The sequence below is a fragment of the Amycolatopsis sp. NPDC028719 genome (assembly GCF_055565395.1).
In genome coordinates this window covers 274,873-287,794 of sequence record NZ_JBVHUL010000009.1, presented here as the reverse complement: position 1 = coordinate 287,794, position 12,922 = coordinate 274,873, and the positions used below count along the sequence as shown (strand labels likewise).

9 protein-coding genes and 1 pseudogene are annotated in these 12,922 nt (G+C 63.8%); 3 read left to right on the top strand and 7 right to left on the bottom strand.

Annotated elements, in window-relative coordinates; translation table 11 throughout:
• The first annotated feature begins 121 nt into the window (after positions 1 to 121).
• Together ACZ4TR_RS36045 and ACZ4TR_RS36040 are read left to right on the top strand one after the other, a co-directional pair.
• On the top strand, positions 122 to 1,381 hold the full coding sequence (locus ACZ4TR_RS36045) for a Shedu anti-phage system protein SduA domain-containing protein (protein WP_465292458.1): 1,260 nt from the start codon (positions 122 to 124) through the stop codon (positions 1,379 to 1,381).
• Between the two features lie 73 nt (positions 1,382 to 1,454).
• Positions 1,455 to 1,586, top strand: a complete 132-nt coding sequence (locus ACZ4TR_RS36040; protein WP_465292456.1) for a DUF3037 domain-containing protein — start codon at positions 1,455 to 1,457, stop codon at positions 1,584 to 1,586.
• 329 nt (positions 1,587 to 1,915) lie between these two features.
• Here ACZ4TR_RS36040 and ACZ4TR_RS36035 read toward each other — a convergent pair.
• The 4 genes and pseudogenes from ACZ4TR_RS36035 to ACZ4TR_RS36020 all read right to left on the bottom strand — a co-directional run.
• Positions 1,916 to 2,092, bottom strand: a pseudogene (locus tag ACZ4TR_RS36035) (DUF2637 domain-containing protein); the annotation flags it as partial.
• 590 nt (positions 2,093 to 2,682) lie between these two features.
• On the bottom strand, positions 2,683 to 3,360 hold the full coding sequence (locus ACZ4TR_RS36030; protein WP_465292454.1) for a DUF2637 domain-containing protein: 678 nt from the start codon (positions 3,358 to 3,360) through the stop codon (positions 2,683 to 2,685).
• A complete protein-coding gene (locus ACZ4TR_RS36025) occupies positions 3,360 to 4,391 on the bottom strand; it encodes a tyrosine-type recombinase/integrase (protein WP_465292452.1) in 1,032 nt (343 codons plus the stop codon). The genes ACZ4TR_RS36030 and ACZ4TR_RS36025 overlap by 1 nt, the downstream gene beginning before the upstream one ends.
• Positions 4,381 to 4,842 (bottom strand): hypothetical protein, encoded by a 462-nt coding sequence (locus ACZ4TR_RS36020; RefSeq protein ID WP_465292450.1) that lies wholly within the window; start codon positions 4,840 to 4,842, stop codon positions 4,381 to 4,383. The genes ACZ4TR_RS36025 and ACZ4TR_RS36020 overlap by 11 nt, the downstream gene beginning before the upstream one ends.
• 810 nt (positions 4,843 to 5,652) lie before the next feature.
• Here ACZ4TR_RS36020 and ACZ4TR_RS36015 point away from each other — a divergent pair.
• Positions 5,653 to 7,689 carry a P-loop NTPase fold protein gene (locus tag ACZ4TR_RS36015; RefSeq protein WP_465292449.1) on the top strand — a complete coding sequence of 679 codons (2,037 nt, stop codon included), beginning with the start codon at positions 5,653 to 5,655 and terminating at the stop codon, positions 7,687 to 7,689.
• A 1,036-nt stretch (positions 7,690 to 8,725) separates the two neighbouring features.
• On the opposite strand, the gene ACZ4TR_RS36010 is transcribed toward ACZ4TR_RS36015, so the two are convergent.
• From ACZ4TR_RS36010 to ACZ4TR_RS36000, 3 genes are read right to left on the bottom strand one after another with little or no spacing between them, the layout of a single operon-like run.
• Positions 8,726 to 9,598, bottom strand: a complete 873-nt coding sequence (locus ACZ4TR_RS36010; RefSeq protein ID WP_465292448.1) for a protein NO VEIN domain-containing protein — start codon at positions 9,596 to 9,598, stop codon at positions 8,726 to 8,728.
• Positions 9,585 to 11,393, bottom strand: a complete 1,809-nt coding sequence (locus ACZ4TR_RS36005; protein WP_465292446.1) for a DEAD/DEAH box helicase — start codon at positions 11,391 to 11,393, stop codon at positions 9,585 to 9,587. The genes ACZ4TR_RS36010 and ACZ4TR_RS36005 overlap by 14 nt, the downstream gene beginning before the upstream one ends.
• On the bottom strand, positions 11,393 to 12,832 hold the full coding sequence (locus tag ACZ4TR_RS36000) for a ParB N-terminal domain-containing protein (protein ID WP_465292444.1): 1,440 nt from the start codon (positions 12,830 to 12,832) through the stop codon (positions 11,393 to 11,395). Before ACZ4TR_RS36000 ends, ACZ4TR_RS36005 begins: the two co-directional genes overlap by 1 nt.
• Positions 12,833 to 12,922 lie beyond the last annotated feature (90 nt).

The window sequence follows — 12,922 nt, the reverse complement described above, 5'->3', positions numbered from 1 at the left end:
CCGATGCGATCAACGCCGAGGAGCACTTGTGCCGACGCACCCTGCCGAAGCCGCCGTCCGCAAGTTTTGGGGGGCGAAGGACAGTCCCTCGTCCAGGCCTGTCACGCTCGGATACAAGGCAATGATCGACTCAGTCGTCGAGGAACTGGTCAGTGTCGGCATCGACCGCGCCACCATCCACGTCAGCCGCCCGCTACCGGTTCCCGGGGCGTACCAGAACACCGGCAGGCCGTGGGACATCCTCGTGCTCGAAGAGGACATGCCCGTAGCCGCGATCGACATCAAGGCGCTGTTCGGCTCCATCAGGAACAACATGCGCAACAGGATGGACGACGTCGTCGCGGCCGGCGCCAATGTCGCCAGAGCCTTCGACCAGCGTGCCGTGCGGGCCTTGAAACCCGCTGTGGGACAACTTTTCCTCCTCGAAGAACGTTGGGATACAACGGATCCCAACCGGCCGCGGCAAACCGCCTTGAGCACCTTCCCAGCCGGACCGCCCGAGTCTGTTCAAGACCAGTTCCACGCCTTTTTTCGACGCTTGTTGAACGACGAGATGTACGACGCGATCTGCTTCCTGACCTCGACCTCTCCACCCAATGTGAACGTCCGCGAGCCGGACCCGGCAATGGGCTTCGCCTCGTTCGCCGCTAAGATCGCTGAACGCGTTGAAGATATTCGGGAAGCTCGCGGACGAAGCAAGATCCAGGCCGCGGAACTGGGACGAAAACTCGCCGAACGCGACGACCTCAGCGTCGTGGTCGCAGGTTTGAGCACCACCGACGCCGGCCGCTTAGCTGTCGACCTCGACGTCATCCACCGACGTCGGCAGACCGTCGAGGAACTGCGCGACCTCGTCCTGAACCCGGACACGACCGAAAACGAGATACAGAAGATGATCGGCCGGAAGTACTGGCTCTTCGGCGGCCAGTACACCGGTGTCTTGGAACGGCGCGACAGCTTCGCCCTCGACGAGCACGACATCCCGCTTGTATGTGCCGACCGCAGCATTCACATCGTCGAGCTGAAACGCCCAGGTCACAAGCTAGTCAAGGCGCAGCGGAACCATCTGATCGTTTCGAACGACGTCCACGCGGCTGTCGGGCAATGCATGAACTACCTCCGCGGCATCGACGAACTGGGCGCGGCCATGGGGACGTACTACCGCAACGAGCTCGGTCTGGAGTACGACTACCGGCGCGCCAGGGGAACGGTCATCATCGGCCACCCCGAGCTGTCCACGAGCGACGACGTCACACGTGAGCAGGTCGAACAGGCCATCCGTTCGTACAACGCCCACCTGAGCCGAGTCCAGGTGATCACATTCGCCGATCTGGTCGACAGCGCCGATCGCGCACTTCGGTTCGAAGCCGAAGAACTCTGAACGCCGGCGTCCCGGCGAGGGCTGCGTAACGACACCGGTTGCGCCGTCGCCACAATGCCGGCCGACACTTTCGGTGACTCACCGCCCGCGCAGCACGGTCGTGCTAGCCGGGTCAGTGCACAGCGGGCTGACCGACGACCCACTGGCCGAGCTCGACCACTTGCGGGCACCGCTGGTGCGCCCGCTCAGCGGGCTAGTGTTCTGACGATCCTCAGCTCGCCACTTGCGCAGGATTCGTCGGCCGTAGTTGTGCGTTCCGGCTACCCGATCCAAATCAGCGCCTGTCGGCGTGCGGCCGCGCGCCCGCTCGCCGACGTAGTACTTCCACATCCGCTGCTCAGCCGTTGGCTCAGAAACCCCCATGCTTGACGGCGAGACCACGACCGGCTGAACCGGTGTCGCGGTCTCGTCGTCCGCCTCCGTCTCGAAGGGCCGACTATCCGTCTCGCTAGCACCGCCAGCGGTCTCGGAGACAGTCTCGCGAGACCGATTCTTCAACGCACCGTTCAGCAGTTCGACTGCCAGCAGCAACACCAGCGGCGGGCACGCCGCCACCGTCACCTGCAACACGCTCAACGCCGGCGCCGAGCAAACGTTCGCCACCAGCGACAGACAGATACCGAACACGAACGCCAGCCACGCCACCCATCGACCCGACGGGTGACCGCTGCGATGGGTCTTCCACAGCTCGACCGTCGCGATCGTCAGCAAACCGTCGACCAACAGCGGTCAGATTGAGGCGGTCACACCGTCCGCTCCAAAGCGGAGCGCGAACTCGCGTCCGTGACGGTAGGAGGCATACGCCGCGCCGAGGGCGACCAGACCGGTGCAGATGCATTGGATGGACAGAGCAAGGTCTTGAGCAAGCCAATCCTTGAGCCGCCTCATGGCCGCACCGCCACGTCAGCCTCCTCGGGATAGCTGTCTCGCCTTCCGCGAATCGGTCGCCGCAGGAGGCTCGGACCAGACGACACGACCCGGCATTTGCGAGCCCGAGGTGAGCCCGAGAGCGCATGCACGCGACGACAGACCGCGACACAGGCCGACACCGTCGCCACCCCACGACCGAGGAAAACGACCTTGGCCGACATCACTCGACACCATCCGGAACATCAGGGTGGGCACTCTTAACCAGCGGATTGAGGAGTCGCACCCCGTACGGTCGATCGACCGCTGCCGGACCAGCCAGCCAACTTGCACTGCGTCGAACATATGTTCTACGCTCGGTGTGTCGGGCGGGGTGGGGAAGACCCCGCCCGACACCAGACGGATCTCGGCCACCGCACAGCTTGTGATGGGTTCTAGGAGGCGACCCTGTCCGCCGCTACAAGGTCAGCGGACACCAGACCGTGAGACCCGACCGGTCGTCCCGCTTTGTCCAGTCGGCCAGCGGCCTTCCAAGTACGCAGAATGCGGCGGCCGTAGTTGCACGTGTTGGCAACACGATCGAGCTCGGCGCCGGTCGAGACACGGCCGCGCGCGTGCTCCCGGACATAGTGCTGCCACATCCGCTGCTCCGCCGTCGCCTCCGCCTCGTCCGAGACGAGGTCTCGCTCCGAAGTCTCGGCGCTCTCGTCGATCTCGATGTTGACGCGGCAACGACGTAGAGATCGGTTGAGCAGCTCGACCGCCAACAGCAACGCCAGCGGCGGGCTGGCCGCCACAATCACTCCGAAGACCGTGTGGTCTTCGGTGGATCCGATGTTGGCGCACAACGACAGGCAGATCCCGAACCCGAACGCCAGCCACGCGATCCGACGGCCGGTGTCATGGCCGGCCTTCCATAGCTCGACCGTGGCGATGGTGAGCAAGCCGTCGACGATCAGGGGCCAGATCGACGCCGTTGTCGGGTCGCCGCCGAAGCGGAGTGCAAAGACGCGGCCGTGTCGGTAGGAGGCGTACGCCGCGCCGAGCGCGACCAGCGCGGTGCAGGCGCACTGGACCACCAGGCCGATTGTCCATCGATCCGTGCGGCTCATCAGGCACCTCCACGGGCATGCTTGTGAGCAAGGGGATGGGGTTCGCCGGTCAAGGCGGCCAAGGCGGTGGCTACGTCTTGGAGCGAGGCTTTGACATAGGTGACCGTGGCGCTGTCGGCCGAGTCGAAGTGGCCGGCGTAGGCGTGGGCCACGCCGTAGCCGAAGCGGCGTTCCACCCAGGTCAGTGTCGTGTGGCGGAGCCAGTGGGTGGAGACGTTCTGCGTGCGCACCGAGGGCACTTGGCGGCCGACCCGGTCCCAGAGGTGGTCGTAGCGGCGCTTGGTGATCGGCTCGCCGGTGCGGTAGCGCAGCAGCTGCGCGTCCGGATGGGTCGCGCCCCGCTCGGTCGAATGGGACAGCAACAACCGCATCAGGGTCGGCGAGACTGGCTGGAAACGGCTGGTGCCGTCCTTTTCCCGGAGATGGACGAGACATTGGGTCTCTTCCAGGTCTCGTCGCCGCAGGCCGAGTGCTCCCCCGCGGCGGCAGGCGGTCTCGGTGTGCAGCCGCAGCAGCAAGGTGTCCAGATGCGGGTCGTCGCCGGTCGTCGCGGCCGCGGTGTTGATGTCCACCAGTTCGTGGTCAGCCAGCGCCCGGCGCGGGGACGGCAGCCGGCGCGGCTTGGCCACCTTCAGCGCTGGGTTCTGCGACTCGCTCAGCAGCTGGTCGTTCACCGCGTGCCGGTACAGGCAGCGGATCGCGGCAATGAGGTTCTCCGCCGCGTTCCGGCCGCCGCGGCTGTTGCGGCGCACGAGAGCGTTTGCGCGGCTCGCCTCCGCCAGCTGTTTGATCTCCGACGGCGTCGGCTCGTCCAGCCGCCGGTCGCCCCACGCCTCCTCGACGCGGCGCCAGTAGGAGCCGTAGGACCTGGCCGTCGCGGGCGAGACCGCCCGCGAGACCAGCGGGATGTACTCCGAGAACGTCGGGACCACCGGCCGCTGCCCAGTCTCGGCCAGCAAATCAGCCGGGGCGATGCCCATCTTCGACAGCAGCAGCCGGGCCGCGTCCAGCTCCATCGGGCTAGCGGTCATCACGATCACCGCCGATCAGGTACGCGTGGTAGCTGGTGACCATCTGATCGAGGGCGCTTGCAGGATGCACGACAAGGACGTCGCGTGCCGCGTCGGCGACCAGCAATGCGTCATCGCCGGCGGAGATCCCGCAGCGACGCCGGAGCGCGATCGGCAGCACCACCATCCGCCGCTTGCCTAAGGCGAACACGCCACCTGGGTCCGGCCGCATCAGCAGTGAGGTCCCGACCACCGTCACGCTGAGGCGGACATCGTCGGGCCAGCCGAGCTGATCCAGCAGCGGCCACACACAGACGCGGCCGGAAGTGCTGATCCGGGCGATCGCGTAGTCCAGCCCTGAGCGTGTCCGTTCCGGCAGCGGCGCGGGCAACGGCAGCGCCACCGCAGGAGAAGCCTGCCGGTCCAGGAGCCCGTCCGTAGCCGCGCCGGGGATCACGGGTGCCACGATCACGCCGACCACCGCCCCGATCGGGTGGTCCGACTACGGGACGCAAGATGCCGACCACCTTGAACGGTGATCGGCTTGATGTGAGAGAGTTGGTGAAAGTTCACCACTTTTGGTGTCCGAGGACGATCTTGCTCACTATCTACACGGCTGACCCTGGGCTGATTTGCGCAGGTCGGCGGCGTATCGTGGCGTTCGGCTCGGCTACGCCATGGGGTAATTGAGTGTCTGTGGGACGATCTTGCTCGCTAAGCACAACGTTCGCGCTCGGTTGGGTGGACGCCTACAGCAGGTCCGAACTCTGACTGCGGGCCGCTCCGCTCGTTCACCTCGGCCATGCTTTCGCCGGCAGTCCATCCGAACCCGGCACCGGCAGCGTCCTCCGACAGCAGCGAGCACGGCCCCGCGTGGCGTGGCGGTACCTGGATGCGGCTGGACAGACGGCTGCCCAACCAGGATCTCGACATCCTTGGCGATCGAGGATCGAGTGAGTAGACCCAGCCTGCCAAACAACCGCACCATGATCAAATACTTCAGCCGAAACAACACAGTCGGTGAGCATCGCATGGCCGCCGCGATGGCAAAACGGCAGGTCAGCGAACCAAGGTCGAGTTGTGGCCCGGTGCAAGGGCGGCCGGCAGGAACCGCCCGGGCGACGCCTTGTGCGTCCACATCGCGCAGCCGACGTGCAGACCTGCCACGGTCGTCAGCTCCTTCCGGATCGGGGGGATACTTCCCGGGCGACCGTAACGCGCCCGGAGGTGCAAACGACATCCGGCCTGGCGGAAATGGCCGGACATCCGGGAGGCAACGCAAATGACCTGGCAGGAAGAGCTCCGTCTACTCGACGAGCAGCTTGCCAGCGGGAAAGTGACGGCCGACGAGTACCGGAAGCGCCGTGACGACGTTCTGGCCGGAGCCATTTCGGCTCCGGTCACCGATGCTTCCGGGTCGGCCGTCAAGGCTCCGGCCGAAGAGCCTGTAACGCCGTACAACGGCTTCGAAATGCCGCTCGCCCGGCACGCGGCGGGTTTCCACGCTGACACCGACGACGGCCAGGACCGGATGGGCATCGTCGCCGACGTCGACATGCTCGCCGACCTCGTCGCTTCGCGCCTGATCGCGCCGCCGTTGTCCATCGGCCTGTTCGGGAACTGGGGCACCGGCAAGAGCTTCTTCATGCGCAGCATGCAAAGCCGGATCCGGGCGACGGCGAAGGCCGCGGAACGCGCCGAACGTGCCGCGGGACGTCGTGGGCCGGAAATCTCCACCTTCTGCTCGTCCGTCCGGCAGATCACCTTCAACGCATGGCACTACGCCGAGGCGAACCTCTGGGCGAGCCTCGCGACGCAGATCTTCGACAACATCGCCGCCAGCGGCTCGGAGGACGACCTGAGCCGCCGCGCCGACGAGCTCGCCGAGTTGCGCCGCACCGAGCACTCCCTGCTGACGCAGCTCAGCACCGTGCGCTTGGAGCGCATGCTCGTTGCGGCGAGGCACGAACGTGCCCCCGTCCGGCTGGGCCTCACCGCCGACGACTTCGCGTGGATCGCCCAGGAAACCGGGGTCGAGACCGCCACCACCGACCAGATCCGGGAGTTCGCCGACGAGGCAGCCGACGCCACGACCGAAATCCGGCGCGGGTGGCAGCTGCTGCGCGGCAACGTCCGCGCCTGGGCGACGCTCACCGTCGGTTTGGCGTTCGCGGTGGTGCTGGCCGTGGTGGTCCGTGGACCGCTGTGGCCGGCCGTCGTCAGCGCAGTTTCGGTGCTCGCCGCGGCCACCCCGACCATCGCCACCGTCCGGAAGGCGGTCCGGCGGATCAGGGACGCGGCGGACCGCGCCGACCAGGCAACCGACCAGCGGCTCGCCGAGCTCGACGCGGAGGCCGACCGCCTCGAGCGGGCTGTCGGCGACCTCGCGCCCGGGCGCAACGCGACCGCATTCGCCAAGTCCCGCTACGCCAGCGACGACTACCGGCAGCACCTCGGCGTCGTCTCCCTCCTGCGGCGCGACCTGGAGACGTTCGCCGCGATCCTCGCCCGGGAGGACGGCGGTGGCCTGGAGCGGGTCGTGCTGTACGTCGACGACCTCGACCGCTGCCCCAGCGACGTGGTCGTGAAGGTGCTGGAAGCGATCCACCTGCTGGTCGCGCTGCCTGTGTTCGTCGTGGTCGTCGGCGTCGACCCCCGCTGGCTGCGGAAGGCGATCGCCACCCACTACGCGGACCTGCTCACAGACCTGGCTCCCGAGCAGTACCTGGAGAAGATCTTCCAGGTGCCGTTCCAGCTGTCCGCCATGAACGAGGACGCCTACCGCGGCCTGATCCGCAGCATGGCGCCCACCCGCCCGCGGTCACCCACGACCCGGAACACCTTGGACGCCCTGGTGGCGGAGCTCCCGCCGACCGCCGGGCCGAACACGTCGGAAGTCGACGTGCGTCCGCAACAGCTGGACCTGTCCAGTGTCGAAGTGGACTTCCTGTGCGGAGTCGGGAAGCTGGTACCCACGCCCCGCACCGCGAAGCGCCTCCTCAACCTTTACCGGCTCATCCGTTCGCGGCTGACCAACGTCGAGCTGTCCGAATTCGTCGACGGCGACGCGGAGCCGGCCAAAGCCGTCATCGTCCTGCTCGCCCTGCACGCCGCCGACGCCCACACGGCGGCGGAGTTGTTCGCTTCGGTGGAGCATTTCGAGTTGAAGACGTGGGACGAAGCGGTGGCGCACGACTGGCCGGACCCGAAGATCGCTGAGATAGCCGCCGCGGTCCGCGGAATCGACGAGCTCCCGCAGGAGATGAGCCGTTACCTCGACTGGCTGCCCCTGGCCCGCCGGTTCTCCTTCGACGACTGACATCCGGTCACGGGCAGCCCGAAGTTGCCAGAGGTCGGTCGACGGCTACCAGACCACGGCGGATGGTGGTCCCTGGACCGTGGCGGGCCGCCGGCTGGACTCGCACTGGGTGAACGGACGCCCGGGCTACCGCTGCCGGCACGGCCACACCAGTACCCGCAACCGCCCACCAGAACTAGCCAAGAACGTCTACGTCCGCGAAGACCACCTACTCCACGATCTCCGCGTGCAATTCGCTGAGACTGTCAGTGATGATGGGTCCGCGATCGCCGACTACCTGAGATCGAACGACCTAACGATCATGTGTGGCGGCCCCACACGAGAAGCCAGAACCTGCAGTTCACTGCGTGTACGTCCCGCAGCAGACGAGACCACCGGGGAGCAACTGCTGTTACTCTGACTTGGCCGCGGCGCGCGGTTCTATGGGTAATTGAGTGCCCGAGACGATCTTGCTCACTATCTACACGCCTGCAACTTCCCAGTCGACCTGCAGGTTCTCCACAGCTGGACCCGAAGCAACCCGCGGCCCCATGGGGTAGTTGAGTGTCCGAGGACGATCTTGCTCGATACAAACAACCCTTACCTTCTAAGAGGCTGCGCATCTAAGCAATCATTAATTTGATCAACCGTCGGCTGCACGCCCGGCTTGACAGATCATGGACGGTCTTACTCGCCAGCTACAGCCTGACAGCGCCTCGATGAGCAGCTGGCTTCGGTATGACTTCAAGGCAGTGACGCGATTCGCGAAGAGACCTTACCGGGACTGAGCTTGCCACAAGCCGCAGCTCACAGTCCACCAAGACAAAGGGCGTCGCCGAGACGGCGCCTCGCGACGTCCGCCCAAAGTCAGAAGGTGAGCTATTTTCAATTAATAGTGATCGAGACTGAGCTGACGCAGCCCGGTAAACCCCTCCCGCAGAAGTGGGGATTCCAGCACTAAATCCGGCTTCGGCCCTACCAAAGCCATTAAACTCAGAGAATTCGCCCAACATTGACTCGATATGGTCGGTGGCGATAGTTAAGAACGGTCATTGAGCTAAATCAGCAGCGGCATCCATGAAAACTTACTCGCTTGCCTGTTTACATGGTCGCCAAAGCTGACTGGGCAATTACTTGCCAACACAAGGCCCCTAATTAGGTCACCAGGCCGTAGTTCGATTGCGACAGATTCCCAGCGACCAAGTTTTGAGGCGTCGCGCGGTACACGTTGCCGCAGCACGTCGTTACATACAGTCGCAAGTGCAGTGAGCCGATACTCGGAGTCTAATCCGACAACAACCAACACCCAAGAGTTATCGACGATTCCGGCTTCAAACTCATGCCTGCTGAGGTGTACAGTAAGTCGGCCGCGGCGAACAGTGCTCTTGACTTCAATGTGAGATTCATGTTCGGCAAGAAAGATAATGTCATAACCAAGCGTGTCGTCTACGATTGAAACGTGGCGAGCCGAGCCGGGAAGCTTCTGTTCCAGAAGGGTGACGAGTGCCCTCTCTCCAGCGAGTCCGATGCGTGCCGTGAGTTCAGGATCTGCTTTACGGCCGACGCCTTGGATGAGCGGAAGGATGTGTTTCTCCGAGACCATGAAGAGTTCTGCCATCCGGATCGCGTCAAAGGGCAAATCTGACGGGTCATCTAGAAGCACATCGGCATCTGTTAACCAAACGGGATCGAGTGAGCTGATTGCGGTCTTGAACAGCTGACCGGCGGACACAGGCTCTTGCCCCGAGAGCGCAGGCAAGAGCCCGAGGCCATTAATCCATTCGAACGCGGCGACGTACTGTGTCGCAGAGAGGTCTGCGAACCGCGGAGTGTTCCGGATCAGTCCCCAGGCATTGTCAACGGACGTACCGAGCCGGAGCAGCTCAAGCCAACGGGAGGCCGCGGCCAGAACACCTTCAGGAGGAAGCATTTTGCCCACGCAAGTGCGACAAGAGTGCATGTAGGTCGGCTTCGTCCATACCAGCCGAAGCTGAAGGTTCCTCTTCAAGGTCTGCCAGCTGCAGTACAGCTGGATCATCCAGCACGCCGCCCATGAACTGGAGTTTCGAAGCGAGGCGGACGTTGACAATCTCGTCGATGGTGCCTTCAGAGATCAGGACAGTGATGCGAGTCTCTGTATCGGGATTGAGGCCAAGCCGATGAATTCGGTCGAGGCTCTGCAAATAGCGCCCAGCAGCAAAATCGCGGTCGACATAGACGGCGTCGTGGCATGCATGGTGTAGACTGACGCCCTCACCTAGCGTTGCAGGATTAGACAGCAAAACTGCACAGCCAGGATCAGAGCGGAAGCGCCGTAATTGTTCTTCACGGTCTTCAGTCCCCCCGTGGACAACGGCTGGACCGAAAGGCGCCAGTAGACGATGGAGCGAGGTGAGATTGCGAACAAAGGTGGACCAGACAAGCGTCTTACGTCCCAATGCCGCATTATCACTAACAATCTTGACGACTTCCTGAAATTTCGAAGACATCTCGTAGTTTGGCAGGTCACGCATCAGGGTGCCGAGCGTGGATCCCGCCGGAGGTGAAAGCGGCGGAACCCTATAGGGCAAAGGCTCGTAGCGACTTCCACCCGTGGCCAGCAGAGCTGGGCTGGTCGCAGCCATAAGCAGGTACAAGACGATCCTGCCGAGCGCTTCGATATCGCCGTTTACGTCGTCACCCCAGCGACCTGAAGCTTGACCAAGCAGCGCTTGGTAAAGCTCACGATGCAGTTCCGGCAGCGGCAGTACCCGGACAGTATTAGATACTGGCGGCAAGTTCAGATCACTTTTGGCGGTGCGGGCGAACAGCGGCCGCAACTGAGCGCTAGCCTTCCGCAGGTCATTACCATCCAACGCGGCTGAGACCGCACGGCGCCCGCGACCTGGCCATACGAAGCCCATGAGGTTAGCCAGGTCCCTCGCGCCGTTTGGAGCCGGAGTGCCGGTGAGAATCAGTCGGCTAGAGGCATAGGGCCCCAGAGTCAGGCAGGCGCTACCCCAGGCCCCCAGCGGGCCTCTCTTCATGCGGTGCGCCTCGTCGAGCACGAGGTAAGTCGGTTGGCAGCGCAGCCAAGCTAGGAGGACGGGCAGCGCGTCCGGGAGCCGCTCATAGTTGATCAGAACGATGTCTGCAGAGGGGACTGCCGGACTGTCCATTACAGCCAGAGCAGTGCTGTCCGTGAAGCAGATGCCCGTCTCGTACTGCCAGCTTTCGAAAGCAGACTTGGGGCAGATGACAAGCATCTGCCTTACAGTTCCGGCTTTGCGCCGAGCGTGGAACAGTGCGAGCGCGACGCGAGTCTTGCCGGCACCAGGGACGCTGAAGTTCGCGCCGTGCGCCATCTGAAGTATTTTTGCGGCGTCGCGGCGTTGGAAGTCTGCGAGCGGGGCGACCCAAGGCTCACCGAGACTCGCCGGATCCAGCGAGCCAGGAGTAATGGACCCGGCTTCAAGCCGAGCGCTTGCTGACTGTGCATCGCTCTCATTGGACTCGACCAGACGCAAGAGCTCGGGCTGCCAGGTGACATCGGGGTCGTCTTCGGGCCACCGCAGTAGCTCGTCGAGGTTGAGCAGCAGGTCGTCTAGGTCGAGCTCGAACGTGGTGGCGGCCAGCCCGGAACTAGTCGGGTAACGGACCTGCAGGTCGCGCAGATGGGCGACCGATTCCAGGCCGCAGGAGACCTCGACACGTCCTGCCTGGACGGCGAATCTGAGGTGGAGCATTACTGCGGACCTTCAGAATAGGGCAAAGACGACAGAGCGCGCAGCCAGTCCACACCAACAGCGGATCCGGGAGTGTAACCGCCGCGCGACGCAAGCTGGGCGAGCTTGGCCAGGTTAGTGCGCAGAGATGCGAGCTGCTCATCTAGGTCCTCGGGCTGGAAGTTGCCCGTCGAGCGAGCATCCGCGATAGCTTTCAGGCAGAGCCCAAGGTCGTCATTAGCGTCTGAGAGCCGCTCCGACGGTCCCAGCCGCTTCTTCTTCACCCGGTCGGTCTTGCCAGCCTTTTCCAAGGCAGCTTCCACGGCGGCATCCGCACTTATGAGTGTCTGGCCTGCGTCCTCTAGCAGAGAAGCCGGAGCGCTATTACCTAGGATCTTGACAGCAGAGGCCTTGAGAATCTTATCTGTTGCTTCCCGCAGTGCATCGACAGACTGACTCCGCGCAGGCGCCTGGATCGATGTTCCGGGGATCCTGCGAACAGGCACGTCGACGACAGCATCTCCCGTCGGCAGATAAGACTTCAAGTAGGTCGCCGCGAAGTCGGGCTCAATGAGGCGTAAATCTGTCTTCGACTTGTTCAGAGCCAGTGCCAGAAGGCGTTGCTCCCGCAGCGCCTCAGCGGCGTCGGGGTCGGTGAGCTTTTGTTTCTTGTACGCCGTGTAGAGTTCCTCCAACTTGCCCTGATGGGTCTCAAAGTCAACCAGGCGAAGTGAAGCTGTCGTTCCGTCGACATCAATAGTGCTGCGGTCGATCGCTTCTTGGACAAACGCTAAAATCCACACCGCCCGCTCATACTTCGCGGCCTGAATCCTGAAGTCCCGTTGGATCTCGGCCGGCTTGCGGTTGGCGCGGATCCGTTCCTCAATCGCGAGTAGGAAGTTCATGAACGAGTAGTCACGCTTGTGGTCCTTGCGCAGCTGCAACGACAGCTCGATCGCCTGGAGGTCGGCCATACCTGCATCTTTCGGCAGGACCCCTACCCGCATGTGCTGCTGGCTAAGCTCCCGAAGCGCCGCCCGGCGCGTGTTGCCGTTTATCAGCACACCCTGACGAGTCACGAGACCCGGCTCGGTCTGCCCGTGTTGTGCTAGGTCTGCTTGGAGCGCCTCAAAGCTCGAGTCCACTTTCGCTGGTGAGGCTGGGTCGCCCATCAGCAGTGAATGCAGATAAGCCTGCGCTGCATCACCGAACGGATCCCTGTCCAACTCCAGGTCACGCTCGGCATCCAGCGTCCGCTGGGCCCTGATACGGTGAGTGACAGGGTTGTAGTACAGCAGCTCAAGGGGCATCGAGATCACCTCGATCGGCAGCTTCTGATCGCGCCACTCGATCGTGACGGTCTCCTTCAGTCCTGCCTGCTCGGTCACCGCGGCCAGGCGCTGCTCGATCACCGACTCGACATGAGCGGCCCCAGCCGGCCTGAGGTCGGCGAGTGACATGAACACCCCTTGCGTCTCAGCGTTGTAAGGTTCTTAGCAAAGCACAACGCGATCCGTCATCTCCCACAGTACCCGCCACCGAACTATAAG

Coding starts and splice junctions, on each gene's coding strand:
- ACZ4TR_RS36025 (WP_465292452.1), bottom strand. CDS start 4,391: ATGACCGCTAGCCCGATGGAGCTGGACGCGGCCCGGCTGCTGCTGTCG.
- ACZ4TR_RS36045 (WP_465292458.1), top strand. CDS start 122: ATGATCGACTCAGTCGTCGAGGAACTGGTCAGTGTCGGCATCGACCGC.
- ACZ4TR_RS36010 (WP_465292448.1), bottom strand. CDS start 9,598: ATGCTTCCTCCTGAAGGTGTTCTGGCCGCGGCCTCCCGTTGGCTTGAG.
- ACZ4TR_RS36005 (WP_465292446.1), bottom strand. CDS start 11,393: ATGCTCCACCTCAGATTCGCCGTCCAGGCAGGACGTGTCGAGGTCTCC.
- ACZ4TR_RS36000 (WP_465292444.1), bottom strand. CDS start 12,832: ATGTCACTCGCCGACCTCAGGCCGGCTGGGGCCGCTCATGTCGAGTCG.
- ACZ4TR_RS36015 (WP_465292449.1), top strand. CDS start 5,653: ATGACCTGGCAGGAAGAGCTCCGTCTACTCGACGAGCAGCTTGCCAGC.
- ACZ4TR_RS36030 (WP_465292454.1), bottom strand. CDS start 3,360: ATGAGCCGCACGGATCGATGGACAATCGGCCTGGTGGTCCAGTGCGCC.